The sequence below is a fragment of the Streptomyces sp. NPDC006309 genome (genome assembly GCF_040613095.1).
Taxonomy (GTDB): Bacteria; Actinomycetota; Actinomycetes; order Streptomycetales; family Streptomycetaceae; genus Streptomyces.
The window spans coordinates 91,967-117,548 of sequence record NZ_JBEXRO010000019.1; the positions used below are offsets into that span (position 1 = coordinate 91,967).

The 25,582-nt window shown below is 73.4% G+C and carries 24 protein-coding genes and 1 pseudogene; 12 read left to right on the forward strand and 13 right to left on the reverse strand.

The genetic code is table 11. The features are described from left to right. Window positions 1–172: 172 nt before the first annotated feature. Window positions 173–718: a hypothetical protein gene (locus ABZ117_RS23520; protein ID WP_356823687.1), complete on the reverse strand. Its 546-nt coding sequence runs from the start codon at window positions 716–718 to the stop codon at window positions 173–175. A 251-nt stretch (window positions 719–969) separates the two neighbouring features. Then, window positions 970–1,767 (reverse strand): aspartate/glutamate racemase family protein, encoded by a 798-nt coding sequence (locus ABZ117_RS23525; protein ID WP_356823689.1) that lies wholly within the window; start codon window positions 1,765–1,767, stop codon window positions 970–972. Between the two features lie 39 nt (window positions 1,768–1,806). Between ABZ117_RS23525 and ABZ117_RS23530 the strand changes: the two genes are divergently transcribed. After that, window positions 1,807–3,000, forward strand: coding sequence for a glycosyltransferase (locus ABZ117_RS23530; RefSeq protein ID WP_356823691.1), 1,194 nt, complete (start codon window positions 1,807–1,809; stop codon window positions 2,998–3,000). 6 nt (window positions 3,001–3,006) lie between these two features. On the opposite strand, the gene ABZ117_RS23535 is transcribed toward ABZ117_RS23530, so the two are convergent. Continuing rightward, window positions 3,007–4,317 carry a TerD family protein gene (locus ABZ117_RS23535; protein ID WP_356823796.1) on the reverse strand — a complete coding sequence of 437 codons (1,311 nt, stop codon included), beginning with the start codon at window positions 4,315–4,317 and terminating at the stop codon, window positions 3,007–3,009. Between the two features lie 278 nt (window positions 4,318–4,595). On the opposite strand from ABZ117_RS23535, the gene ABZ117_RS23540 reads away from it, so the two are divergent. From ABZ117_RS23540 to ABZ117_RS23555, 4 genes are all read left to right on the forward strand, one after another. Then, window positions 4,596–5,048, forward strand: a complete 453-nt coding sequence (locus ABZ117_RS23540; RefSeq protein ID WP_356823693.1) for a DUF6643 family protein — start codon at window positions 4,596–4,598, stop codon at window positions 5,046–5,048. A gap of 42 nt (window positions 5,049–5,090) precedes the next feature. Further along, the gene (locus ABZ117_RS23545; RefSeq protein ID WP_356823695.1) at window positions 5,091–5,915 is read left to right on the forward strand and encodes an MOSC N-terminal beta barrel domain-containing protein; all 825 of its coding nucleotides are present in this window, start codon (window positions 5,091–5,093) and stop codon (window positions 5,913–5,915) included. A gap of 219 nt (window positions 5,916–6,134) precedes the next feature. Continuing rightward, window positions 6,135–6,740, forward strand: coding sequence for a hypothetical protein (locus tag ABZ117_RS23550; RefSeq protein ID WP_356823697.1), 606 nt, complete (start codon window positions 6,135–6,137; stop codon window positions 6,738–6,740). 224 nt (window positions 6,741–6,964) lie between these two features. Further along, the gene (locus tag ABZ117_RS23555; protein WP_356823699.1) at window positions 6,965–9,403 is read left to right on the forward strand and encodes a right-handed parallel beta-helix repeat-containing protein; all 2,439 of its coding nucleotides are present in this window, start codon (window positions 6,965–6,967) and stop codon (window positions 9,401–9,403) included. Between the two features lie 52 nt (window positions 9,404–9,455). Here ABZ117_RS23555 and ABZ117_RS23560 read toward each other — a convergent pair whose 3' ends face one another. Next, complete coding sequence (locus tag ABZ117_RS23560; RefSeq protein WP_356823797.1) at window positions 9,456–11,792, reverse strand: hypothetical protein; 2,337 nt, start codon at window positions 11,790–11,792, stop codon at window positions 9,456–9,458. 356 nt (window positions 11,793–12,148) lie between these two features. Between ABZ117_RS23560 and ABZ117_RS23565 the strand changes: the two genes are divergently transcribed. Continuing rightward, window positions 12,149–12,979 carry a DeoR/GlpR family DNA-binding transcription regulator gene (locus ABZ117_RS23565; RefSeq protein WP_356823701.1) on the forward strand — a complete coding sequence of 277 codons (831 nt, stop codon included), beginning with the start codon at window positions 12,149–12,151 and terminating at the stop codon, window positions 12,977–12,979. Between the two features lie 75 nt (window positions 12,980–13,054). Here the strand turns inward: ABZ117_RS23565 and ABZ117_RS23570 are convergent, their stop codons facing one another. From ABZ117_RS23570 to ABZ117_RS23605, 8 genes are all read right to left on the reverse strand, one after another. Continuing rightward, entirely contained in the window at window positions 13,055–13,846 is a 792-nt protein-coding gene (locus ABZ117_RS23570) for an enoyl-CoA hydratase/isomerase family protein (RefSeq protein ID WP_356823703.1), read from the reverse strand. Then, entirely contained in the window at window positions 13,843–15,105 is a 1,263-nt protein-coding gene (locus ABZ117_RS23575) for a cytochrome P450 (RefSeq protein ID WP_356823705.1), read from the reverse strand. The genes ABZ117_RS23570 and ABZ117_RS23575 overlap by 4 nt, the downstream gene beginning before the upstream one ends. Before the next feature lie 105 nt (window positions 15,106–15,210). Then, entirely contained in the window at window positions 15,211–16,560 is a 1,350-nt protein-coding gene (locus ABZ117_RS23580) for a cytochrome P450 (RefSeq protein WP_356823707.1), read from the reverse strand. 49 nt (window positions 16,561–16,609) lie between these two features. Further along, window positions 16,610–17,212, reverse strand: a complete 603-nt coding sequence (locus ABZ117_RS23585) for an ATP/GTP-binding protein (protein WP_356823709.1) — start codon at window positions 17,210–17,212, stop codon at window positions 16,610–16,612. Beyond that, window positions 17,187–17,561 (reverse strand): DUF742 domain-containing protein, encoded by a 375-nt coding sequence (locus ABZ117_RS23590; protein WP_356823711.1) that lies wholly within the window; start codon window positions 17,559–17,561, stop codon window positions 17,187–17,189. Before ABZ117_RS23590 ends, ABZ117_RS23585 begins: the two co-directional genes overlap by 26 nt. Continuing rightward, window positions 17,558–17,959, reverse strand: a complete 402-nt coding sequence (locus ABZ117_RS23595) for a roadblock/LC7 domain-containing protein (protein WP_356823713.1) — start codon at window positions 17,957–17,959, stop codon at window positions 17,558–17,560. Before ABZ117_RS23595 ends, ABZ117_RS23590 begins: the two co-directional genes overlap by 4 nt. Next, window positions 17,956–19,158, reverse strand: coding sequence for an ATP-binding protein (locus ABZ117_RS23600; protein ID WP_356823715.1), 1,203 nt, complete (start codon window positions 19,156–19,158; stop codon window positions 17,956–17,958). Before ABZ117_RS23600 ends, ABZ117_RS23595 begins: the two co-directional genes overlap by 4 nt. Window positions 19,159–19,390: 232 nt before the next feature. Then, a complete protein-coding gene (locus tag ABZ117_RS23605; protein WP_356823717.1) occupies window positions 19,391–20,515 on the reverse strand; it encodes a PLP-dependent cysteine synthase family protein in 1,125 nt (374 codons plus the stop codon). Between the two features lie 304 nt (window positions 20,516–20,819). Between ABZ117_RS23605 and ABZ117_RS23610 the strand changes: the two genes are divergently transcribed. The 6 genes and pseudogenes from ABZ117_RS23610 to ABZ117_RS23635 all read left to right on the forward strand — a co-directional run bounded on the left by ABZ117_RS23610 (window position 20,820) and on the right by ABZ117_RS23635 (window position 25,185). After that, on the forward strand, window positions 20,820–21,143 hold the full coding sequence (locus ABZ117_RS23610; RefSeq protein ID WP_356823719.1) for a hypothetical protein: 324 nt from the start codon (window positions 20,820–20,822) through the stop codon (window positions 21,141–21,143). Between the two features lie 205 nt (window positions 21,144–21,348). Beyond that, window positions 21,349–21,861: pseudogene (locus ABZ117_RS23615) on the forward strand (ATP-binding protein); the annotation flags it as partial. An 818-nt stretch (window positions 21,862–22,679) separates the two neighbouring features. Then, on the forward strand, window positions 22,680–23,255 hold the full coding sequence (locus ABZ117_RS23620; protein ID WP_356823721.1) for a TetR/AcrR family transcriptional regulator: 576 nt from the start codon (window positions 22,680–22,682) through the stop codon (window positions 23,253–23,255). A 5-nt stretch (window positions 23,256–23,260) separates the two neighbouring features. Further along, window positions 23,261–23,656, forward strand: coding sequence for a cupin domain-containing protein (locus ABZ117_RS23625; protein ID WP_356823723.1), 396 nt, complete (start codon window positions 23,261–23,263; stop codon window positions 23,654–23,656). 30 nt (window positions 23,657–23,686) lie between these two features. Beyond that, entirely contained in the window at window positions 23,687–24,265 is a 579-nt protein-coding gene (locus ABZ117_RS23630; RefSeq protein WP_356823725.1) for a DUF4865 family protein, read from the forward strand. Further along, window positions 24,262–25,185, forward strand: a complete 924-nt coding sequence (locus ABZ117_RS23635) for a phosphotriesterase (RefSeq protein ID WP_356823726.1) — start codon at window positions 24,262–24,264, stop codon at window positions 25,183–25,185. The genes ABZ117_RS23630 and ABZ117_RS23635 overlap by 4 nt, the downstream gene beginning before the upstream one ends. Before the next feature lie 19 nt (window positions 25,186–25,204). Here the strand turns inward: ABZ117_RS23635 and ABZ117_RS23640 are convergent, their stop codons facing one another. Next, the gene (locus ABZ117_RS23640) at window positions 25,205–25,531 is read right to left on the reverse strand and encodes a hypothetical protein (RefSeq protein WP_356823728.1); all 327 of its coding nucleotides are present in this window, start codon (window positions 25,529–25,531) and stop codon (window positions 25,205–25,207) included. Between the last annotated feature and the right edge of the window lie 51 nt (window positions 25,532–25,582).

Genomic DNA, 25,582 nt, shown 5'->3' on the forward strand with positions numbered 1-25,582 from the left:
CCCGGGCCGCCCCGCCCACCGCCGCTTCCTCCGCGTGCCGACCGTGCGCCCCTGTGAGTCCGGTCGCCGACCGTTCGCCCGTGCGAGTCCGGATGCCGACCGTTCCCCCGTGCGAGTCCGGGTGGCGACCGTTTCGCCCATGGGCCGGCCCGGTGGACCCGCCAGGGACGGGTCAGCGAGCCGGTCCCGGTGTGATCGTCCGCAGCCGGTCCCTGATGACCCGTACCGCCGATTCCGCGTTGTCCACGGTGATCGTGAACGTGTGGCCGTCCCACAGGCGCAGCACGATGCCCTCGCCGCGGCGCACGACCACCGCGGTGCCCATCTCGGGGCGCCAGCGGTAGCCCCAGCCGCCCCACTGGCGGGGGGTGACGAGGGCGGCGAAGTCGGCGCCGGCCACGGCGGAGAGCGGGATACGGCGGCGAGGCAGCCCCATGTGGCCGCAGCGCACTTCCAGACACTCCCTGTCGAGCCTGAGGTCGACGTGCACGAAGGCGAGCGTGCCGAAGATGACCAGCAGGCCGGCGGCGATGCAGCCCACGACGGACATCGCGAGCGCCGCGACGCCGGAGTTCCAGGCCGAGTCGACGGCCAGCTCGATGCCGAGCGCCAGGCAGGCGGCGCCGGCCAGCGCCAGCACCCACTGGACCCGGTTGGTGGCGCGCCCGGTCCAGACGTCGGGCTGGGGGCCCTCGTCGGCGTGGGGGTGGTCCCTCATGTTCACGAGGTTACTCAGGTTTCGCTGCGGTGGTACCCGCTCGCGGAGGGTGACCGCTCGGCGCGTCCCGCACCGGGCTCGGTGTGATGCGCACCGGCCCCGGCACGACCGCACAGGCCCCGGCACGTGCCGAAGACTGCTGCACGCGGCCCGAAGACTGCTGCACGCGGCCCGAAGGCTGCTTCACGCGCCACGCACCGCGCACCGCTCTCCGGCACCACACCCGCACCCCGCTGTCGCCGCGGGGCCTGTCACCTGTGGTCGGCGACCGAACCGACGGGCGGCAGCAGCTGCCCCTCGGCGTAGTGCAGCGCGGCCGCGGGCAGCCGGCCGCTGTCCCGGCCGCTCAGCAGGACGGTGAGGGTGCCGTCGGCGGGCGCCTCGGGCGCGGGCTGCTCGCCGAGTCGGCGCAGGGCCTGGGCGGCCACGGCGCCGGCGGAGCCGTGCAGGACGAGCGGGGCGGCGGCGGGCTGCTGGACGGAGGCGCGGATACGTTCCCCCACCAGTTCGTAATGGGTGCAGCCCAGGACGACGGTCGTTACATCGTCGGGTGTCAGCCGGGCCGCCGCGGCGACGGCTGCGTCGATGGCCGTCTCGTCCGCGTGTTCGACGGCCTCGGCGAGACCCCAGCAGGGCACCTCGGTCACCCGGACGCCGCCGGCGAACGCCTCGATGAGTCCGCGCTGGTAGGCGCTGCCCGTGGTGGCGGGGGTCGCCCAGATCGCGACGGGGCCGCCGCCGGCCGCGGCCGGCTTGATGGCCGGGACCGTGCCGATGACCGGTATGCCCGGCTCCAGACGGGCGCGCAGCGTGGGCAGGGCGTGCACGGTGGCGGTGTTGCAGCCGATGATGAGCGCGTCGGGCCGGTGGGCCGCGGCGGCCTCGGCGACGGCCAGTGCACGCCGGGTGAGGTCCTCGGGGGTGCGCGGTCCCCACGGCATGCCGTCGGGGTCCAGGGAGAGCACGAGATCCGCGTCGGGCCGCAGGCGCCGTACCGCGGCGGTGGCCGCCAGCAGGCCGATTCCGGAGTCCATGAGCGCGATCTTCACCCGGCCACGATAGACGATGCGCCCTTGTGGGCCTCTCCGGTGGGGCAGACTGCGGCCGTGAGCGCCTTTCTGTGGATCACCGTCGGGTCGTTGGCCGCCTGGTGCTGGCTGCTGCTGGGCCAGGGCTTCTTCTGGCGTACGGACGTCCGGCTGCCGCGGCGCCGGGAACCGGACGCGTGGCCGCCGGTCTGTGTGGTCGTACCGGCCCGCGACGAGGCCGAGGTGCTGCCCGCCGCCCTGCCGTCGCTGCTGGCGCAGGACTATCCGGGGCGGGCCGAGGTCTTCCTGGTGGACGACGGGAGCACGGACGGCACCGGGGACCTGGCCCGGGAGCTGTCCCGGCGGCACGGCGGGCTGCCGCTGACCGTCGGGTCGCCCGGTGAGCCGCCGGCGGGCTGGACGGGCAAGCTGTGGGCGGTGCGGTACGGCATCGGGCTGGCACGCGCGCGTGAGCCCGCGTATCTGCTGCTGACGGACGCGGACATCGCGCACGCCCCCGACAGCCTGCGTGAGCTGGTCGCGGCGGCCCGGACCGGCGGCTTCGACGTGGTGTCGCAGATGGCGCGGCTGCGGGTGGAGAGTACGTGGGAGCGGCTCGTGGTGCCGGCTTTCGTGTACTTCTTCGCCCAGCTGTACCCCTTCCGGTGGATCGGCCGGGAGGGGTCGCGTACGGCCGCGGCGGCGGGCGGCTGTGTCCTGCTGCGGGCGGGCATGGCGGAGGAGGCGCGTGTCCCGGACGCGATCCGGCAGGCCGTCATCGACGACGTCGCGCTCGCGCGCGCGGTGAAGCGCGCCGGGGGCCGTGTGTGGCTGGGGCTGGCCGACCGGGTGGACAGCGTGCGCCCGTATCCGCGGCTGCGCGACCTGTGGCGGATGGTCGCGCGCAGTGCCTACGCCCAGCTGCGGCACCATCCGCTGCTGCTTCTCGGTACGGTCGCCGGGCTGGCGCTTGTCTACCTGGTGCCGCCCACCGCGGTCGTCGCCGGCGTGGCGGGCGGCAGTACGGCGACGGCGGCCACGGGCGGGCTGGCGTGGGCGGTGATGGCGGGCACGTACGTGCCGATGCTGCGCTACTACCGGCAGCCGCTGTGGCTCGCTCCGCTGCTGCCGTTCACCGCGTTGCTGTACCTGCTGATGACGGTCGACTCCGCGGTGCGGCACTACCGCGGGCGCGGAGCCGCCTGGAAGGGCCGCACCTACGCCCGCCCGGACGCCGTGCCCGACGAGGGCTGAGCCGCCTCACTTGCGGCCCGGCGTCCAGTTCATGCCCCATCCGTAGGCCTGGTCCATGGTCCGCTGCGGGCTCACACCGCGCTCCGGCACGAGGTACCGCGCCTCGCGCTGGACGACGAGGTCACCACCGGTGTTGGTGATGAGGGCGAGCGCGCACACCGGGGACGGGACGGTGCACTCGTCCAGCGAGAAGTCGATGGGGGCGCCGTACTGCGGCTGGAGGGTGACGGTGGCGTGCAGGTCGGCGAAGGACCTGGCGCCTTCGTAGATGGTGACGAAGACGAGGACGCGCCGGAAGTCCCGCGTGTGGTCGAGGTTGATGGAGAGGTTCTCGCCGCTCGCCATGGCTCCGGTGCGGTCGTCGCCGTCCAGGTGGATGTACGGCGGCCGGTGGAGCGAGCCGAAGGCGTTGCCGAGGGCCTGGACGACTCCCTTGCGGCCGTCGGCGAGTTCGTACAGGGCACCCAGGTCGAGGTCGACGTTCGGACCGCCGCCCCATCGGCCGATACGGCCCGGGAACTGCTTGCGCACCTGCCAGTTGAGGTTCACGCGCATGGTTCCGGTGCTGCCGCCCTGCTTGGCGAGCGAGACGGAGGGAGCCGCCTTGGTGAGGGTGACCTTGGACAGGCGGACCGGCTGGGCGGCGGGCCCGGGGGGAACGGCGGGCGCGGGCGGCGGCGGCACGGCCGCAGGTGCCGGGGCCGGTGCCGGTGCCGGGGCGGGCGGCGGGGACGCGGGGGCCGGCTTCGGAGCCGGGGCCGTCGTCGGCGCCGCCTGCTGCGGCTCGTCCACGGTGATGCCGAAGTCCGTTGCCAGGCCCCCGAGTCCGCTGCTGTACCCCTGGCCCACGGCGCGGAACTTCCAGCCATCCTGGCGGCGGTAGAACTCGCCGAGCACGAAGGCCGTCTCCACGGTCGCGCCGGGGCTGTCGAAGCGGGCGACGACCTGGCCGGAGGCCGCGTCGGTGACCTCGATGTAGAGGCCGGGGACCTGCCCGAACGTCCCGCCGTCCGCGGAGGCGGCGAGGACGACGCGCTCGACGGCGGCCTCCACGCGCGCGAGGTCGGCGACAAGAGCGTCGGTGACGCGTCCGCCGGCCGTCCGCTTGCCCTCGTGGCGGACCGCCCCGGAGGGGTGCGCGGGCTGGTTGTAGAAGACGAAGTCCTCGTCGGAGCGGACCTTCCCGGCGGTGAGCAGCAGCGCCGAGGCATCCGCGTCCGGTGTCCCTGGCTCGGTGCGCCAGCCCAGTTCGACGCGCAGGGCCGCGGTCGGCACAGCTACGTTGGCGCCTTTCGGCATTGACATGTCCGCCCCCATAGGGTCTTCGCTCATGGTTTTCGCCCCGGCGGTCCGGGTCGTCCCTACCCGCACAACTTATTCCCGCGTACGGCGAACGCCCACGAACGGCACAGGAAGATCGCCGGTCAACCGCCGGTAACCCGGCAAGAACGCGGCCTTTACACGATCCAAACGTGGATCGGTGTCCCTTTTTGCCGAGTTCGCTCGGATTGGGGGTCCCACGCCGCTGCCGACACGGAAAACAACCCTCTTATCGGTCTCCCCAACCAGCACATCGTGGGCTTAACTTATGTGCCATGACCTCCCCCCGCTCCACTTATGGCGGCGGCTACTACTCCGCCTCCTTCCCGGACACCCCGATCTACGACTCGCTCGTGGCCGAGCGGGGCACCCCTCAGATCGCCCCGATCCGGGTCCCCGCCGCCTACGACACGGGCAACAGCCTGCCCGCCCTGCCGTCGGCGCTGCCCGCCCTCCCGGCGGCCCCGTCCCCGCAGTTCCCCTCCTACGGCTACCCGCAGACACAGCAGCCCGCACCGGTCCAGTACGCGCCCACGGCGTACATCCCGCAGCAGGCGAGCGCCCCGCGCGGCTATCCCGGCCCGCAGGCTCCGCAGCAGCAGCAGCGGCCGATGGCGGCGGGCAACGGCTACGAGGCCATGCGTCCGGCCGCGCCGCGCCCCGCACCGGCTCCCTACCAGGACCCGTACAACAACCAGCAGCAACAGCAGCAGTATCGCGGTTACTGACCGGCGCGCCCGGCTGTCGGTGTCGTTTGGCACGATGACGGCATGGGAAACGTCGAAGTGCAGTCGCTCCACATCCATCCGGTCAAGGCGTTCCGGGCGCTGGCGCCCGGGGAGGCCGTCGTGGAGCCGTGGGGTCTGGCCGGGGACCGGCGCTGGTCACTGATCGACGACGGGGGAAAGGTCGTCACGCAGCGCGAGCATCCGCGCCTCGCGCTGGCCGCCGCCGAGCCTCTGGCCGGCGGCGGCGTCCGTCTGTCCGCGCCCGGCCGGGAACCGCTGACGGTCGAGGTGCCGGACCCGGCCGTGACCGTGCCGGTGAACGTCTTCGGCACGAAGGTCGAGGTCGTCCCGGCCGCCGCCGACGCGCACGCCTGGTGCAGCGCCTATCTCCAGGCCGACGTCCGCCTGGTCCACCTGGACGATCCGGCCACCCGCCGCCCGATCGTCCCCGCGTACGCACTGCCCGGCGAGATGGTGAACCTCGCCGACGGCTTCCCCCTGCTGGTCACCACGACGGCCTCGCTGGACGCCCTGAACTCGCTCATAGCGCAGGGCGGACACGCCGACGAGGGGCCGCTGCCCATGACCCGCTTCCGGCCCAACATCGTCGTCACCGGCACCGAGGCCTGGGCCGAGGACGACTGGACGCGCGTCTCGATCGGTGAGGTCGGCTTCCGCGTCCCGAAGGCCTGCGCGCGCTGTGTGGTGACGACCAACGACCAGGACTCCGCCGTCCGCGGCCGGGAGCCGCTGCACACCCTGGCCCGGCACCGCAGGATCGGCGGGCAGCTGCTGTTCGGGGTGCACCTCGTGCCCCTCTCGCCCGGCACGATCAGGATCGGCGACCCGGTGCGCGTGCTGTCGTAGCCCGCGGGCCACCGCCACGCGGACGTCACCGGCAAACGGGCGGCCGCGGTCCGGAGGCCGGGAACCCGGGGCCGGTCGCCGGTCGTTGAGGGGGCGTGAGAAATCCTTGAGAGGCCGCGGACGTGAGGTACGGCGGCGGACGTGAGGCGGCGCGCTCCCGGCCGGGAGCGCGGGTGGGCGCGGGAACCGGGGTCATGACGGACCGGAAGGGGGTGGGCCATGCGGGCACTGAGCGGACTGTGGCGCTGGCGGCGCAATCCGCTGCGCCGGGCGACGGATATGGCCGAGGCGTGGGTGGCCCTCGTGGCACTGCTGCTGATCGCCGTGGCCGCCCCCCTGACCGGCTGTCTGGTCGGCGCCGCCGCCCAGGACTCGCTCCAGCGGTCCGTACGGCAGCAGCAGCACGGCCGTCACCTCGTCACCGCCACGGTGGTACGGGACCTGGGCGGGGCCCCGCCGGAGGCCGACCCCGACACCACCACCGGGCGCGACGTCCACAGCCGCGTCCTGGCGTACTGGCGCGCGCCGGACGGCAGCAGGCGGCGGGGCCAGGTCCTGGTGGACCTCGAGTCACCCGGCCGCGGGGACCGCTTCAGGATCTGGTCCGACCCGCACGGCCGAATAACGACCCGCCCGCTGGACCGCGCCACGGCGACGGCACACGCCGCGCTCGCCGGGTTCGGCGCGGCCCTGGTGACCGCGGCCCTCGTCGAGACCGGCCGGCGCCTGACCGTCTGGCGCATGATCCGCCGGCGGTACGCCCGCTGGGACCGGGCCTGGGAGCGGGCGGGTCCGGACTGGGGCAAGGCGGGCACGGGCAGCTGACGGCCTTGCGGCTCTGGTCAACCCGGCCCGCACGCACACGCTACGGTGGACCGGCCGAAGCAGTTTCGGCGACGACCCGCGGGTGCGTGAACCCCCGGGGCGCGCAGGTTCCCGGGAGCGCGAACACACTCCGGCCCGAGGGCGGGGTCACGGCCCGGGCGCCCACGGCAGCGCCCCGGCGGGCGGCGAGCATCAGTACGACGAGGTGGGGGCACGGCAACGCCATGGCACAGGGCACGGTCCAGGTGACGCACACCGGTACTTCGCGGTGGCGGCGCCGCACGGGTGAGTACGCGTCGCTCGCCGCCGCCCTGGACGCCGCCGCCGACGGCGACGTCCTCACCATCGCTCCCGGCACGTACCGGGAGAACCTCGTCGTCGAACGGGCGGTGACACTCCGTGGGCCCGAGGGGTCCTCCGGCTCGGTGCGGATCGCCCCCGCGGACGGGGTGCCGCTCACGGTGCGGGCCTCGGCCGTGGTGCAGGACCTGCACGTGGAGGGCCAGGACGCGGCCGCGCCCGCGGTACTGGTCGAGGAGGGCACGCCCGAGCTGATGGACGTGCGCATCGTCACCCGGTCCGCCGCCGGCATCGAGGTGCGCGGCGGTGCCCGCCCGACCGTGCGCCGCTGCACCGTCGACAACCCGGCCGGCATCGGCATCACCGTCCTCGACGGCGGCAGCGGCGTGTTCGAGGAGTGCGAGGTCGTCGCGGCCGGGCAGGCGGGCGTGGCGGTCCGCGGCGGCGCGCATCCGCGGCTGGAGCGCTGCCGGGTGCACCACGCCTCCGGGACCGGGCTGACCGTGACCGGCGAGAACTCCGCGCTGGAGGCGGTGGGTTGCGAGATCTACGAGGTGCGCGGTTCCGGGGTGCAGGTCACCGAGCGGGCCACCGCGCACCTGACCGACTGCGATGTGCACCGCACCACCGCCGACGGCATCACCCTGGACACGGACGCGGTGCTCACGCTGGCCGACTGCCGCATCCACGACATCCCGGAGAACGCGGTCGACCTGCGCTCCCGCTCGGTGCTCACCCTGACCCGGACGACGGTCCGTCAGTTCGGTCGCAACGGCCTGTCGGTGTGGGATCCGGGAACCCGGGTGGACGCCAACCAGTGCGAGATCTTCGACAGCACCGGTGACTATCCGGCGGTGTGGGTGAGCGACGGCGCCACCGCGGTGCTCGACTCCTGCCGGGTGCACGACGTGCCGGACGCGCTGTTCGTGCTGGACCGCGGTTCCCGCGTGGATGTCGTGGACAGCGACCTGTCCCAGGTACGCAACACGGCCGTCTCGGTGAGCGACGGGGCGACCGCGCAGCTGGACGACTGCCGGATCCGGGACGCCGCCACCGGTGCCTGGTTCCGCGACCACGGCAGCGGCGGCACGCTCGGCAACTGCACCCTGGACGGCACCCAGACGGGCGTGATCGTCACCAAGGGCGCGGACCCGACCATCGAGCGCTGCACGGTCGACTCCCCCTCGGAGGCCGGTTTCTACGTGTCCGCGGGCGGCCGGGGCAGCTTCCTGAACTGCCGGGTCAGCGGCAGCGGCGGGTACGGCTTCCATGTGCTCGACGGCTGCCGTACGACACTGCGCAGATGCCGCACGGAGCGATGCGCGCGCGGTGGGTACGAGTTCGCCGACGGCGGCCCGGACGCGGGATCCGGGACGGGACCGGTGGTGGAGGACTGCACCAGCGACGAGAGCGGCGGTCCCCGGCCGCCCGCGCCCCGTGAGGCGGCCGTGCAGACGGTGCCGCAGGGCGCCGGTCTGCTGGGCGCGATCCCCGGGCAGCAGACGGCGGAGCGGGAACCGCCCATCGCCGTCGCGGAAGCGCAGGCGCCGCGGCGCTCGTCGAAGGACGTGCTCGGGGAGCTCGACGCGCTGGTGGGCCTGGAGAGCGTCAAACGCGAGGTGCGTGCGCTGATCGACATGATCGAGGTGGGCCGGCGCCGGCAGCGGGCCGGGCTGAAGGCGGCCTCCGTCAAGCGGCACCTGGTCTTCACCGGTTCCCCCGGCACCGGCAAGACGACCGTCGCCCGACTGTACGGCGAGATCCTCGCCTCCCTCGGTGTGCTGGAGAAGGGCCATCTGGTCGAGGTGTCCCGGGTCGACCTGGTCGGGGAGCACATCGGTTCCACGGCGATCCGCACCCAGGAGGCGTTCCAGCGGGCGCGCGGCGGTGTGCTGTTCATCGACGAGGCGTACGCGCTGTCCCCCCAGGACGCCGGCCGGGATTTCGGCAAGGAGGCCATCGACACGCTGGTGAAGCTGATGGAGGACCAGCGGGACGCGGTGGTGGTGATCGTCGCGGGTTACACCGCGGAGATGGAGCGCTTCCTCTCGGTCAACCCGGGCGTCGCCTCCCGCTTCTCCCGCACCATCACGTTCGGCGACTACGGCGCCGAGGAGTTGCTGCGGATCGTGGAGCAGCAGGCCGACGAGCACGAGTACCGGCTGGCCCCGGGCGCGTCCGAGGCCCTGCTGAAGTACTTCACCGCGCTTCCGAAAGGGCCCGCGTTCGGCAACGGCCGTACGGCCCGGCAGACGTTCGAGGCGATGGTGGAGCGGCACGCGAGCCGCGTCGCCCAGGTCGCCGACCCGACCACCGACGATCTGACCCTGCTGTTCGGGGAGGACCTGCCGGACCTGCCCTGAGCGGCCCGGCCGTGTCTCCCTTCCGGGGATGCGTGTGTGGCGCCGACGGGGGCTAGCCGTGGCCTCGTCCGCCCGGTGCGGGGTCCGGGCGCTGTCCCGGCAGCTCCGGGCGCAGGCGGCTGAGGAGTTGGGCCCGTTCGCGGGTGAAGGCGGGGTCCGCCTGGTAGTCGGAGTGGCCCAGGATCGGGGCGGGGAGAGGGTGCTCGTCGGTGCGGCCGTAGGCGAGGGGGTCCCGTAAGGCCTTGTCGACCTCGGGGGTGGTGCCGTCGGAGACACGGACGGGGCCGCCGATGGGGTCGGTGGGGCGGTGGAGGTTGCGCCAGCAGGCGATGTCGTGGTGCAGGGACGCGAGCGCCGGCGGGCCGAAGTGGGCCGGGAACCAGCGGCCGTACAGGCGTTCCAGCGGGGAGCCGTAGGTGAGCAGGGCGACCCGCCCGCGTACCGACGGCGGCAGTTGCCAGGCCGCCGCGGCGGCGAGGACGCTGCCCTGGGAGTGGCCGGACAGGACGAGCCGGCCGCCGGTGTGCCGCGTCCAGGTCGCCATCCGCCAGGTCAGGTCCGGCACCGCGCGTTCGGCGTAGCAGGGGGGTGCGAAGGGGTGGGCGGCCCGCGGCCAGAAGGTGCCCACGTCCCAGAGGATGCCGATGGTGCGCCGGGCGGAGGCGTCCTTGTAGGCGCGCCGGCCCCAGGTCACGAAGAGCAGGAAGCCGAACCCCACCAGCCAGGAGCCCAGCGCCTGTGAGGTCTCGGCCACGGCCTGGACCAGGTGCTGGGTGCGGCGGGCGGCGCCGTCGGGCGTCTTCCCCGTGGCCAGGGCGCCGGCCAGGGCCGCGCTGCCCAGCAGCAGGGTGGCTGCGGTGACCACGGCGAGGACGAGGGGCGCCCGGTCGGTGAGCGTGGCCATGGCCCGGGCGTGTGCGACGGCGCGGGTGCGGGAGGGGTCCTCGGGTTCACCGGGGTGCTCGTGGCGGACCCGGTCGCGTTCGGCGCGGGCGAGCCGGGCGGTGTCCAGGGCGAGCCGGGCGGCGAGGAGCAGCAGGACGGCCAGGATCGGCGGGATGGCGGACGCCTGCCAGGTGAGCAGGACGGGCGGCCCGGCGAGCAGGGCACGGGTGCCGTCCAGCCAGTCGGCGACGCGCTGGGCGACCCCGCCGGAGATCACGCCGCCCAGCGCGCAGGCGAGCAGGGCGACGGCGGGGCCGCCGAGGCCGCGCATCCCGGCGCGCGGGTCGGGGCAGCGGCGGTACAGGTCCCGGGCCACGGCGCCGAGGGCGACGACGAGCAGGCCCTGGGCCGCCGTGAGGGCGCCGAAGGCCGGGTCCCCGGGCAGCCGTCCGGTGGACTGCCAGCCGGGCCGGGACCAGCCGGCGTAGAGCAGGGTGAGCAGCAGCAGACCGAGCGCGCCGAGCGGCAGGCGGCGCACGAGGTGCCGGTCGAGGCGCTGGTCGAGGCGGTTCTCGCTGCGGCCCCGGCGGCAGACCACGCCCACGGCCACGCCCGCGCAGACGAGCAGGGCCGTGATGAGCAGCCGGCCGAGGACGTCCAGGGCGGCGGGGCCGCCGGGGCGGTGGTCGAAGCGGACCGCGGGGGTGGCTACGGCGGCGGCCACCGTCAGCAGGCCGGCCGCGGTGTGAGCGGCCCGCAGCCGGGCCACCAGGCGGCGCCCGAACCAGAAGCCGGGCCGGGCCAGCGCGCTGCCGCCGGTGTCCGTCCGAGCGTCGGGGGACAGCGGGCGGTGGGACTCGTAGGCGCTCCAGGTGCGGTGCGAGAGGTACCAGAGCAGGCCGGTGAGCGCGGCCGGCAGCGTCGAGGCGAGGGCGAGCCGGCGGCCGGGCGCGCTCCACCAGCCACCGGCCCCGGCCGGTGCCCCGTCGGCCGCGGGGGCCAGGAAGCCCAGCCAGGAGTGGCGGCGGACGCAGTCGGGGACGCCCGCGCACTGCCAGGCCACCAGGTCCAGGGCGACCTCGCAGGCGGCGCCGACCAGGAGCGCCGTCAGGGTGAGGGCGGCCAGGCGCACGAGGAGGCCGTAGAGCCGGACGGTGCGCTGCCGGCCGGGTGCGGCGGGGCGCATCCAGTGGGCGAGGTTGACGACCATGAACGGCAGCAGCAACAGCCACAGGGCGCGGCTGCCGTCGCCGGAGGTCAGGTTGCACCAGACGTACGCTTCCCGGACCGGCCCGTTCGGGGAACCGCGCCCGGCGGCCCGCGCGCCCTGACCGGCGGGTTCCGTCCCCTGACCAGCGGCTTCCGTGTCCTGGCCGTTGGCTTCCGCGTCCTCGGCGCGCCGGAAGACGGCGGCCGTGTCGTCGCCGGTGACCCGGACCGTGCGCGGGTCGCCGAGCATCTTCTCGGGCGTGGCGCCGCCGACCCCGTGCACCAGCAGTTCCAGGTCCTGGCCCGGCTCGGCGGGCCGGTCCGCGTGCCGCCCCTCGGGGCGTTCCTGCGTACGTTCCACTGTTCTCGCACTTCCCCCGTGACACCCTGATGTCTGTGCCGTGCGCCGTCCAGGGTCTCCGGTGCGGCGGCCCCGTGTCCCACTCCTCACGGAATCTCCCCGATCCGGGTGACGACGGGCGGACGGCGCGCCCCCAGGGGGCGGATGCGGGGCCGGCAGGTGGTGGCGCGAGCGGTGCCGACCCGTGAAAGGATGGGACGCCCGCGTACTGCCGGACCGAGGGGATTTCCAGGTCGGGGCCGCTGTGCCGGGCGTGTCGGACGGGTGGCGGTGAAAGGAGCGGAGCGTACGTGAGCGAGAATCAGAACCTCCTCGCGGAGCAGCGCCGCGCCCTGATCCTGGACGAGGTCCGCCGCCGGGGCGGTGTGCGGGTCAACGAACTGACCCGCCAGCTGGGTGTGTCGGACATGACCGTGCGCCGCGACCTGGACACGCTCGCCCGGCAGGGGATGCTGGAGAAGGTGCACGGCGGTGCGGTGCCGGTCCTCGAGGCGAGCACTCACGAGCCGGGGTTCGAGGCGAAGTCGGGGCTGGAGCTGTCCGCCAAGGAGGACATCGCACGCGCCGCCGCCCGGCTGGTCGCGCCGGGTGCGGCGATCGCCCTGTCGGGCGGTACGACGACGTACGCGCTCGCCCAGCATCTGCTGGAGGTGCCCGACCTGACCGTGGTGACGAACTCGCTGCGGGTCGCGGACGTCTTCCACGCGGCTCAGCGGACCTCGGGGCAGCGGCAGGGGGCGGCGACGGTGGTGTTGACCGGCGGGGTGCGCACGCCGTCGGACTCGCTGGTGGGGCCGGTGGCCGACCAGGCGATCGCCACGCTCCACTTCGATGTGCTGTTCCTCGGCGTGCACGGCATATCGGCGGAGGCCGGCCTGTCCACGCCGAACCTCGCGGAGGCCGAGACCAACCGGCGGCTGGTGCACTCCGCGCGCCGGGTCGTGGTGGTCGCCGACCACACCAAGTGGGGCACGGTGGGCCTGAGTTCCTTCGCCACGCTGGAGCAGGTGGACACGCTGGTGACCGATGCGGGGCTGGCCGCGCAGGCGCGTGCGGAGATCGCCGAGCACCTGCGTGTGGTGGTGGCGGGCGAGCCCGGTCAGGACGACGCGGACTTCTGAGGAGCCGCCGGGGGCCCGGGGCGTGCCGTCCGGGACGCGGTGGCCTCCCCGGGCAGGTGCCCGGCGGGCCGGTGATCAGACGGTGCCGCGGGAGTGGTGCAGTTCGGCGACGACCGCTGCCATCAGTTCCGCGTCGAGCGCGGAGGTGTCGGCCAGGCGCGAGCCGGCGGACAGCGAGTTGAGCAGGGCCTTGGTGACGCGCAGTGCCGCCGGGGGGCGGCGGACGACGGGCCCGGCCCACGCGTGGACGGCCGCGTCGAGTTCCTGAGCGGACACGACCTTCTGGAGGACAGACAGGGACAGGGCTTCCGCCGCGGTGAAGGCCCGCCCGGTGAGGACGAGTTCGCGGACGCGTGCGGCGCCGACCTCGCTGATGAGGCGGGGCAGGAGGCCGCCCCACGCGGTGGGCAGCCCCAGGGCGAGTTCGGGCAGCCGGAAGGTCGCGTCCTCGGAGCCGACCCGCAGGTCACAGGCGAGCGCGAGGGCGAGGCCCGCTCCGACGGCCTTGCCCTGGACGCGGGCGATGGTGACGGCCGGGTTCCCGGTCAGGGCGTCGCAGACGCGCCGTGCCTTGGTCCCCGACAGACGGATGCCGCTGCCCGTGGGGTCGTGGGCGAGGTGCCGGTTGAACTCGCCGCGGTCCCCGCCCAGACAGAAGTCGTCGCCGCTGCCGGCGAGCACGAGCACCCGGACCGCCGGGTCCTGGTCCTGGAGGACGGCCAGGAGGTCGTCCAGCAGGGCGTCGGTGACGGTGTTGCCCTCCGCGGGGGTGTGCAGCTCGACGGTGAGGACGGCGCCCTCCCGGCGGGTCCGCAGGGTCTGCCGTACGGGGCCGGCCGGGGGAGCAGTGAAGGAAAGGGCGGTCATGTCGTCACTCTCAGGGAGGTCACGCGCCGGAAGACCATCCGGTTCGCGTAGGTCGGGCCTGCGGCCGGCCGCAGAGTGGGGAATCGTTCCAGCAGCTGGGTGAGCAGGACCCGGGCCTCCAGGCGGGCGAGGCCCGAGCCGAGGCAGTAGTGGGCTCCGCCGCCGAAGGCGAGGTGGCCGCCCCTGCGGCGGATGTCGAACACGTGCGGGTTCTCGTTGCGGCGCGGGTCGTGGTTGGCGGCGCCGAAGAGGACGTGGACGGTGGTGTCCCTGGCGACGGGGACTCCGGCGAGGACGGTGTCGGCGGCGGCGACGCGCGAGTTGAGGTGGATGGGCGGGTCGTAGCGCAACGACTCCTCGATCGCGTCGTCGACGTGTTCGGGGTGCCGGCGCAGCCGGTCGGCCCGTGCGGGGTCCTGGGTGAGGAACCACACCGCGTTGCTCAGCAGGGTCGCGGTGGTCTCCAGGGAGGCGATGGTGATGAACATCGTCAGGTCGTACAGCGTCTGGTCGGCGGTGGCGCGGTCGGCGGGGTACTGGGCGTCCCAGTAGCGTATCCAGCTGGTCAGGAGGTCGTCGCCGGGGTGGGCGCGCCGGTGGGCGAGGAGGGCGGTGAAGTAGGCCCGCATCTCCCGGGTGGCCTGCGCCGAGACCGCCAGTTCGCTCTTGGTGGGGAGGAGTTCCTGGGCGTGGACCTGCCGGTGGGTGAAGTCCAGGATGCGCGGGTGGTCCGCGGCCGGGATGCCGAGCCACTGTCCGACGGTGTGGATCGGGAGCCGGTCGCTCACCGTGGTGACGAAGTCGGCCTCGCCGTGGGCGCGCAGTTGTGCGTCGAGGCGGTCCAGGAGCCGGGTGACGTGGGCGGTGATCCGGGGCCGCAGGGCCTCCAGGGTGCCGCGGTCGAAGAGGTTGCCCAGGGCGCGCCGCTGGGCGGTGTGCTCGGGGGCGTTGAGCCGGGACAGCGTCCGCGTCATCTCCCGCGTCGACGGGTCCTGCCAGCGTGCCGTGTCCGCGTGGCGTTCCTGCCAGGCGAAGTCCGGTGCGAGCCAGTTCCTGCCGCGCAGGACCTGGCTACAGGCGTCGAAGCCGGTGACGAAGTACCCGCCCCAGGGAGCGGGCACCACATCACCCAGTGCGCGCAGCTCCTCCCAGACGGGCAGGGGATCGGCCTGTCCCTCGGCCGAACGCAGGCGCCGGAGGAGGGGGATGACGGCTCGGCGGTCCGTGGTGGTACCGCGTATGACGCCGACGGCGGTCACGCGAAGCTCCTTTGGTGGCTGGGCGCTACCGTTACCGCCGGAACCTACCCTTCCCCTCACCCCTGTCATGCGCCTCTGTGTGTTGCTCCCGTCACATGCCGCACATCAGACCCGGAAGGTGTCCAGGAAACTGCTCCAGAAGCCCTTCTTCCTGGGCGCCTCCGGGCGGACGGCGGTGGCCGTGACCGGGGGGACCGGCTGTTCGGCCGCGGCGGGGACGGTACGGCCCTGGAGGGCGGTGGCCGTCCGGGTGGCCGGGGTCGGGCTGAAGGCCACGGGCAGCGCGACCAGGGCCCGGTGGAACGGCCCCGGCCGCCACTGGAGGTCTTTCTCGTGGACGGCCAGGGTCAGGTCGGGCAGGGCGTTGAGGATCTTCTCGATCGCGGTGACGGCGATGACCTGCGCCGGGTCCTTGGCGGGGCACGCGTGCGGGCCGGCTCCCCACGCCAGGTGGGCGCCCTTGCTGTGCGAGCGGCGGGCGTCGGCCAGCGCTGGGTCGCTGTTGGCGGCGGCGAAGCTGATGACGACCGGTGTGTTGGCCTCGGCCACCACTCCCCCGAGGTCCACGTCCTGCACCGGGTAGTGGGTGGCGTAGTTGGCGATCGGCGTCTGGTTCCACAGCACGTGGTCGATCGCCTCCTCGATCAGCATGCCGGAGCCGCCCCCGCCCGCGCCGGGTGCCAGCAGCAGGAGCAGGGCGTTGCCGATCAGGTTGCGCTCGGGTTCGACGCCGGCGCCCATCAGCATGACCAGCTGGTCCTTGAGTTCCTCGTCGGTCAGGCCGGCGGGGTGCTGGATCAGCCAGGAGGTGACGTCGTCGCCGGCCCTGCGGCGCTTGAGGGCGATCAGCTCCATGAGGCAGGCGGTGAGTTCCTCGTTGGCGCGCAGGGCGTCCCGGCCGTCGAAGATCGCCGACATGGCGCTGGTGAGGGTGTCACCGATGTCCGGCGGGCAGCCGAAGAGCTGGTTGAACAGCAGCAGCGGCAGCAGTTTGGCGTAGTCGTTGAGGAGGTCGGCCCGGCCGCGCTCGCTGAACCGGTCGATGAGGTAGTCGGCGATGGGCTCGACGTCGCGGCGGACGCGGGTCATGTTGAGCCGGGCGAGGCTGTCGGTGACGGCCTTGCGCAGCCGCAGGTGCACGGCGCCGTCGGTGAAGAGGCAGTTGGGCCGGTACGCCATCATCGGCAGCACCGGGTGGTCCAGTCCGATGCGGCCTTCGTTCAGCGCCTTCCAGCGGCGGGCGTCCCGGGCGAAGAGCGTGGAGTTCTGCAGTACGCGCAGGGCCGTCTCGTGCCCGACGACCAGGGTGGCGTCGACGCCGGGTGCGAGTTCGACGGGCCCGGCCGGGCCGTGGGCGCGCACCCGGTCGTAGACCTGCTGGGGGTCGGCGGCGAACGCGGCGTCGTGCAGGGGGCATCTTGCGCCGGTGGGGGCGCTGACTGACTGACGGTCCATGAGGTTCCTTCTGCTGGCCCGCGGCCGATGGTCCGGGCGATGGGGCGTGTCAGGCGGCTCGGGTGAGCAGGTGACGCACGAGCGCGATGAGCGCGTGGGCGGAGGACTGCCGGTCGCGGGCGTCGCAGTAGACGACGGGCGTGTCCGGGAGCAGGTCGAGGGCCTCGCGCACCTCCGCCTCCGCGTACGCCGTGTCGGCACCGAAGCTGTTGACCGCGATGGCGTACTCGAGTCCGTACCGCTCGACGAGGTCGATGACGGGGAAGGTCTCCTCCAGCCGGGCGGGGTCGACCAGCAGCAGCGCGCCCAGCGCGCCACGGGCCATGTCCTCCCACAGCTGCATGAAACGCTGCTGTCCGGGCGTGCCGAACAGGTACAGCACGAGGTCGTCGCTGAGTGTCAGCCGGCCGAAGTCCAGGGCCACGGTGGTGGTGGACTTGCCGGTCACGCCCCTGAGGTCGTCCACGTGGAGCGACGCCTGCGTCATCTTCTCCTCGGTGCGCAGCGGGGTGATCTCCGACAGCGAGCCGATGAACGTCGTCTTGCCCACGGCGAAATGCCCGACTACCAGGATCTTGGCCGCGTTGGTCACCGCGCTGGAGACGTAGATGGATCCAGGGGCCGTCTCAGCCGATGAGGGATTGGAGTCCATTCAGAACCTTCTCGAGGGTCGCTCTGTCAACGTTCTGAGCCCGGGGCGGCTCGGCGCGGCGCAGGAGGTGGCCCTGCTCGAATAAGTCGGTCAGCAGCAGCCGGGCCACTCCCACCGGCAGTTCCAGGTGGCCGGCCACCTCGGCGACCGACAGGTAGCCGCCCGCGCACAGGTGCCAGATCGCCGTCACCTCGGGACCGGCCCCCGGCGGAGGCGTCCGCTCGGGGGCCAGGGTGACCAGGGTGTGCAGTGCCAGGTCGTCCGAATCCGGCAGGGTCCGGCCGCCGGTGATGACGTACGAGCGGACGAAGTCGCTGGTGACGGAGGCTTCCTCGGCGGGCTTCGTCATGAGCCGACACCGTTGTCGCCACGCGGCGCCACACTCATCGCCTTGCTCAGGGCGGCCACCGTCTTCTGCATGCGGAAGGAAACGGCTTCCATGTCGACGTCCGGTGCGGCCGAGACGGCGAGGTAGGAGCCCTGGCCCGCGGCGATGAGGAAGATCCAGCCGCCGTCGTACTCGAGCAGCGTCTGCTTCCAGATGCCGTGTCCCGCTCCGACGAAGCCCGCGACGGCACGGCTCAGCGACTGCATGGAACTCATCGCGGCGGCGTTCGTCTCCGCGTCGTCCCGTCCGATGTCGTCCGAGCGGTGCAGCAGCAGGCCGTCGCCCGAGACGAGGATCGCGTGGCGGGCTCCGCGCACCTCGAGCACGTCGTTCAGCACCCAGGACAGGTCGGTCTTCACTGGTCGTCAGATCCTTCCGTGGTGTTCGTGGTGCGCCCGAGGTGTGTGCCGCGTGCGAACGCCCCGAGCCGCGACGCCGTCACCTCGCCGGCCGGCTCGGACGCCGCCTCCTGGCCCGTGGTGTCGAGGGCGGGAACCATCGTGACGGGGCCCGAGCGCCGGCGGCGTTTGGGCAGGCCGCCCGTGGTCGTGCCCACCACGTGCGAGGGGCCCACGACCGGGACGGGTGCCAGTCGCTGGGGGGCCGCCTGCGGGGCCGCGCCGTCCTGGGTGCCGGCGGCCGGGGAAGGGGCGTCGGCCGCGAGGAGGCTTTCGGGGACACGAATCACTGCACGCACTCCGCCGTAGGGGGACACGGAACCGACGGAGACGGCGAAGCCGTAGCGGGCGGCGAGCATGCCGCACACGGCGAAGCCGAACCGCGGCGGATCGCCGAGACCGGTGATGTCGACGGGGCCGTCGACGCTGAGCAGTGCCGCAGCCCGGTCCTTGGTCTCCTGGTCCATGCCGAGTCCGGCGTCGTCCACGATGAAGCACACACCGGTGGGCACGGTCTGGATGTTGACCTCGACCGGGGTTCCGGGTGCGCTGTAGGTCGTCGCGTTGTCCAGCAGTTCGGCCAGGACGACGGCCACCGGCTCGACCGCCTTGCCGACGAGGGAGACGTTGACCTGGGAGTGGACGCCGACCCGGTCGAAGTCCTTGATCCTGCCCTGGGCGCTGCGGGCGACGTCGTAGACGGTGGCGGCGCCCTCCCGCCTGCCGAGCCAGCCGCCGCACAGCACCGAGATGCCCTTGGCGCGGCGGCCGAACTGGCTGCCGGTGTGGTCGACCGACATCAGGTCGGCGAGGACCTCGGTGGTGTTGCCGTACTTCTTCAGCAGGGTGTCCAGGAGGAGCTGCTGTTCCTCGGCGAGCGACTGGAGCGTTCCCATCGCGGACTTCAGCACCGCCTTGGTCGCCGCCTCGGCGTCCGCCCGTACGTCGGCGAGGTCGCGCTGGTGCTGTGCGGTCAGCGCCGCGACGTGGTTGTGGAGCTGACCGACGTCGCCGCGCGCCTGCCCCAGTCCTGCCTCCAGGTCCTTCCTCGTTCTTCGGAGCGCCATGTTGGTTCTCCGGGCCCGCATCACTGCGGCGACCGCAGCGACGAGCACCACAAGCAAGATCCACAGCAGTGGATCCCGGGTCAATGACGTCATGAGACTCTCTTCACGTCGCAGCGCGCCGAGAACGTGAGCAGCGCGATGGTGCCTTCGAGACTGTCCCCCGGACGCATTCATGACACGTCGTCAGCCCACCGAAAAGTGGGATGATCTTATCAGTCGCACGGAGGCAACCCGCTTGCCTGGAGCCCCAATTGAGTTGACTTCAAAACGACACACCGCGGACACCCGCCCGTCGGGCGCGGTTCCCCCGGGCCCGGGGGCCGGCTCAGGCCGGCCAGGCCCCCGTCGCCAGGAACGAGTCGATCGCCGACGCGTACGGCGTGATGTCCAGCCCCTGGCCGGTCACCCACGCGTCCGAGTAGTACTTGTCGAGGTAACGGTCCCCCGGGTCGCACAGCAGCGTCACCACACTGCCCCGGCGGCCCTCCGCCACCATCTCGGCGACGATCTTCAGGGCGCTCCACAGCCCGGTGCCGGTCGAACCGCCCGCCTTGCGGTTGATGGCCCGGTCCAGGGCCCGCACGGCGGCGACACTGGCCGCGTCCGGGACCTTCATCATCCGGTCGACGGCGCCGGGCACGAAGCTCGGCTCCATGCGCGGCCGGCCGATGCCCTCGATGCGCGAACCGCGGTCACAGATGACATCCGGGTCGCCGGTCGTCCAGCCGTCGAAGAAGCAGGAGTTCTCCGGGTCGGCGACGCAGATCCGGGTGTCGTACTGCATGTAGTGCACATAGCGCGCGAGCGTCGCGGAGGTGCCGCCGGTGCCGGCCGTCGCGACGATCCAGGCCGGCTCCGGGAACCGCTCCAGTCGCAGCTGACGGAAGATCGATTCGGCGATGTTGTTGTTGCCGCGCCAGTCCGTGGCCCGCTCGGCGTAGGTGAACTGGTCCATGTAGTGGCCGCCGGTCTCCACCGCGAGCCGGGCCGACTCCTCGTACATCTTCCGGGAGTCGTCCACGAAGTGGCACCGTCCGCCGTGGAACTCGATCAGCCGGATCTTCTCGGCGCTCGTCGTGCGCGGCATGACCGCGATGAACGGCACCCCGATCAGCTTCGCGAAATACGCCTCCGATACCGCCGTCGAGCCACTGGAGGCCTCGATCACCGGGCGGTCCGGGCGGACCCAGCCGTTGCAGAGGCCGTAGAGGAACAGGGACCGGGCGAGCCGGTGCTTGAGGCTGCCGGTCGGGTGGGTCGACTCGTCCTTCAGATAGAGGTCGATGCCCCACCGCTCGGGCAGCGGGAAGCGCAGCAGGTGCGTGTCCGCCGAGCGGTTGGCGTCGGCCTGCACCTTGCGGACGGCTTCTTTCAGCCAGCCTCGGTAGGCGGCGTCACTGCGGTCGACGTCGAGGGTGGCGCCGGTCCTGGTCTGATGGGTGGTGCTCACGACGGGGGCTCCTTACGCTGGTCGCCGACGGCGCCTCGCACGGCCGGCACCTTCGAGCATAGGCACCTTTCACACCGCTTCCCACCTGCATAAACGCATCTTTGAGCCACCCAAAGCCACGCTGGGGCACGGGTGTGCGAGGGTGCTGGGGGCGCATGGGCGCACACGCTCCCGGAGTCTGTCGCACACACCCCGCGCGTACTGGTGCTCCGCGCCGCATCCAGGCAGACTGCACGCGACGGGACGACCGTCCCGAACGGGGGCGCACACGGACCACGGAGACACCGCGAGGGGGCGGCAGGACATGGCGGAACCGGAGTTCACGGCCACGGGCGTACGGATCGGCAAGCGGCTGCGTTCGCTCACCCGGGCCGGACAGGTCCGGATCAGCGACGGCAGGCTGGAGCTGCTCACCAGCTACGGCAGCGAGATCGACAGCGCGCCGGTACAGGCGGTGCGCGCGTCCAAGCCGTGGTTCGCGCCGGACGGCCGGGCGCTGGCCGACGTCAACGGCACGCGGTATCTGCTGACACTCGGCGAGCAGGACCCGGCGCCGGGCCGGCCCGGGCCGCCCGCGGCGCGGCGGTTCATCGAGGCGGTACGCCGGGCGGCGGGAGACCGCGGCTGAGCAGCGCACCGTCGCGGCGAGTTGCGTGAGCGCATCCGCTGCGTCACGCTGATGTCACGTCACTCTGGGTTTACCGGCGATAACGCTGCGAACCAGCCCGCCGGCCACGACAGCAGGCGGACGTTTGGACGCAAGCACCCTGCTGGATCCGTTGTTCTCCGTGTTCATCCGGTTCTTTCGGACCTCACATCGGGGAGTCGCAGCCGTGATCACTCACCCAAGCAGGCACTGCACAGTGGAACTCCAGGCCCTGCCGTCGCGGATCGGTCAGGTCCGCAGAATCGTATCTGCGCAGTTGCGCTACTGGCACATGGACCCGTTGATAGACCGGGCCGCGCTCGGTGTGACGGAGTTGCTGAGCAACGTCCACCGGCACGCCCGGCCCGACAAGTCGTGCACCGTCGAGCTGGAACTGCTCGCGGACCGGCTCACCGTCTCGGTACGCGACCACGATCCACGGCTTCCGGTACCGGCCGAGGCGCCCGCCGCCGTGCTGTCGGCCGATGCGCGTCCGGGCGGTGCCCCGGCGGCCGATGCGCTTCCGGGCGGTGCCACGGACGCGAGGTCCGTCATCGCGCCGGCCGGCATCGCCGACCCGGCGGACGTCACGCCACTGCCCACCTGCGGGCGGGGCCTGGCGATGGTGGCCGCGGTGAGCGAGAGTTGGGGCGCCCGGCCGGACGGCGAGAACGGCAAGATCGTCTGGTTCACGCTGCCGGCACCTCCGGTGACGCACAGCCGTCCGGCCGGGCCGCCACGGGGTGCGGTACGGGCGGCGCCGGCGCCGGCGGTTGTGGCTGCTGCCGGGGCTTCGATTCCGGCCTCGGCTCCGGCTCCGGCCTCGGTTCCGGCCCGGACGGCCGTGCCTTCGGGAACTCCGGCGCCGGCCCGGACGCCGGTCGGTGCGGGGACTCCGGTGGGAGCAGGAGCTCCCGTGGGAGCCGGGGCTCCGGTCGCGAGTACCGGGACTCCGGCCGGTGCCGGGACCCGGGTCGCGGGGGCCGGGGTCGGTACGGGGACTCCGGTGGGCGCCGGGGCTCCCGTGGGAGCCGGGGCTCCGGTCGCGAGTACCGGGACTCCGGCCGGTGCCGGGACCCGGGTCGCGGGGGCCGGGGACGCAGGGGGTCCCGTCGGTGGCGTGAGTCCGGTCGGGAGTACGGCACCCGTCGCCCCGGCTCCCCCGCCCGCCGTGGAGCCCGCCGGCGCGACCGGGACACGGACCCCCGCACGGACGGCCGTGCCCGGCTGACCGGACGGCGGCCGTTCCCGTAGCCACGGCCGAGGACGGCTGTGGACCGCGACGACTCGTGCCCCGGCACGAGGTCACGCCGTGGACCTCGACGACTCGTGCCCCGGCACGAGGTCACGCCGTGGACCTCGACGACTCGTGCCCCGGCACGAGGTCACGCCGCACCGCTCCCGGCGGTGCGGCCGAGCCGCGTGAAGGTGCCTGTCCGGCCCGGACGGGCGGCGCCGGCGGGCGCCTGCGCGCCACGGGGCCTGGCTTCTGTAACTACTAGTATGTACAGTGAGCGCATGAGCACCCCGGAACGACTGATCGAGTCCACTCGCGAGTTGCTGTGGGAGCGCGGATACGTGGGCACCAGCCCCAAGGCGATCCTGGAGCGCGCGGAGGCCGGCCAGGGCAGCATGTACCACCACTTCAAGGGCAAGCCCGACCTCGCCCTGGCGGCGATCCGGCGCACCGCCGAGGAGTTGCGGGCCACCGCCGGGGCCGTGCTCGACGGCCCGGGCACGCCGTACGAACGCATCGAGGCGTATCTGCTGCGCGAGCGCGACGTGCTGCGCGGCTGCCCGATCGGCCGGCTGACCATGGACCCGGACGTGATCGCCAGCGACGAGCTGCGCGCGCCGGTCGACGAGACGATCGCCGCGATCCGCGAGCGGATCGCCGGGATCGTCGAAGAGGGCAAGCGGCAGGGGCAGTTCCCGCCCGAACTGGACGGCGCGGAGATCGGCGCGGCCGTCGTCGCCACCGTGCAGGGCGGCTATGTGCTCGCCCGCGCGTCCGGCTCCCGAGCCGCCTTCGACGCCGGTGTCCGCGGCCTGCTCTCCCTGCTCGCACCCCGAACTCCCCGACAGGAGAACTGAGTCACGTGCACATCACCAGACGGCGGCCCGACACCTGGCGGGGCCCCGAGGAGCACTTCACCGGCACGGTCTGGCTGGACGAGATCGCCGCGCCCGCGGCCCCGTCCCGGCTGCGCATGCTCAGCGTCCACTTCGCGCCGGGCGCCCACACGGCCTGGCACCGGCATCCGCACGGGCAGGTGCTGCACGTCCTGGAGGGCGAGGGGCTGGTGCAGCGCAAGGGCGGGACGGCCGAGGTGATCCGTGCGGGCGACACGGTGTGGATCGAGCCCGGGGAATGGCACTGGCACGGTGCCGGACCCCGCACCTTCATGACGCACCTCGCGGTCGTGGAGGCCGCCGCGGACGGCACCACCACCGAGTGGGACTGCCATGTGTCCGCCGCCGACTACCCCGCCTGAGCACGCCTGTCCCGACGGAAGGACCACGTCATGCACGCCATGCAGTACGAGTTGTCCCTGCCCGCCGACTACGACATGGGCGTCGTCCGTGCCCGGGTCGCCCGCGTCGGCCGTCTGCTGGACGACTGGGAGGGCCTCGGTCTCAAGGCGTACCTGATACGTGAACGCGGCGCGCACGGCTCGCCGGTGAACCAGTACGCGCCGTTCTACCTCTGGAACACGGTGGACGGCATGAACCGCTTCCTGTGGGGCGGCGCCTTCCAGGGGCTCGTCAACGACTTCGGGCGGCCCGCGGTACGGCGGTGGACCGGTCTCGCGTACGCCGAAGGCACCGGCGCGCACGCCGCGTTCGCCGTACGGCGGCGGCAACCGGTTCCGGAGGGTGTCGAGTTGTCGGCGCTGATGGAGGACGCGGTGGCCGAGGCGGAACGGCTGGCCGGCGAGGACGGTGCCGTGCTCGCCGCGGCGGCCGTGGACCCGCACAGCTGGGAGCTGGTGCACTTCTCCCTCTGGGAGCACGCCACCGCGAAGGCCGACGGGGATGTCTTCGAGGTGCTGCATGTGTCCGCCCCGGGCCGGGACCGTCTTCCGCGCGGACGGCAGTGGTGAGACACGTCCGTACGGTCCTCGGTGACATCCCGGCCGCGGAGCTGGGGGTGTGCGACGCGCACGACCATCTCTTCCTGCGCAGCCCGCGGCTGCCCGGACAGGAACTGGACGACCTCCCCGCGGCGCGGGCCGAGTTGGAGGCCTTCCGCGCGGCGGGCGGCGCGGCCGTCGTGCAGTGGACGCCGTACGGCATGGGACGGCACGCGGCGGATCTGCCGGCGCTGTCCCGGACGACGGGGGTCCACCTGGTCTGCGCGACGGGCCTGCACCAAGCGGCACACTACGCACCGGAGTCGCTCGCCCGGGTGAGCGGCGGGCGGCTCGCCGCGCTGTTCGTCTCCGAACTCACCGACGGCATCGGCAGGACGGGGGTGCGCGCCGGGCTCGTCAAGGTGGCCGGCGGCTTCCACACCCTCGACAAGCACGCCCGCTGGACCATGACGGCGGCGGCCGAGGCGCATCACGCCACCGGTGCGCCCATCGCCGTACACCTGGAGCAGGGCACCGGTGCCCTGGAGGTACTCGACCTGCTGTGCGGCGAGTTGGGCGTGCCCGGTGAGCGGGTGATCCTGGGGCATCTGAACCGCGCCCCCGACCCGGTCGAGCACCGGCAGGCGGCCGGGTCGGGCTGCTGGCTGGCCTTCGACGGGCCGTCCCGCGCCCACCACGCCACCGACTGGCGCATGCCGGAGGCGGTACGGGCCCTGGCGGAGGCGGGGTTCGGGGACCGGCTGCTGCTCGGCGGGGACACGGTGACCGCCGGGGCACGCTCGGTCGACGGCGGTCCAGGGATGCCGTACCTGCTGCGCCGGGTACGCGCTCGGCTGGCGGAGGCGGTGGGCGCGGACCTGGTGGACCGCATGCTCACGGAGCATCCGGCGCGGGCGTTCGCCGCCGACTGGTCACCGGCCCGGGGGTGAGCCGAGCCGGCGGGAGGAGTCAGGAACTGTCCTCGTCCGCCTTCCGCCCGAACCGAGCCGGGCCCGGACCACGATGGCCGGCCCACAGCGCCCCGGCGTGGTCGGCGGCGTCGGCGATCAGGGACGCCAGTTCGGGTTCGTCGGGGACGGGGAACGAGACGTATGCTCCCCGGCCGCCGCCGACCGGCCGGCCATAGGCCTTGACGGCGAGGTGACCGTCCGGGAGGAGCCGGACGTTCAGGGTGGTCAGCCGGAACACCTCACCGCGCCGGGTGTCCGTCCAGCGGAGCGCCTGAGGGATCGTGACGTTGATCGCGAGAGCACTCACTTCCGGGTCGCTGCTCATGGACGGATGCTCTCACGCCGGTCGCCGCGGGCGGCCGGCCCGGTCGGTGCC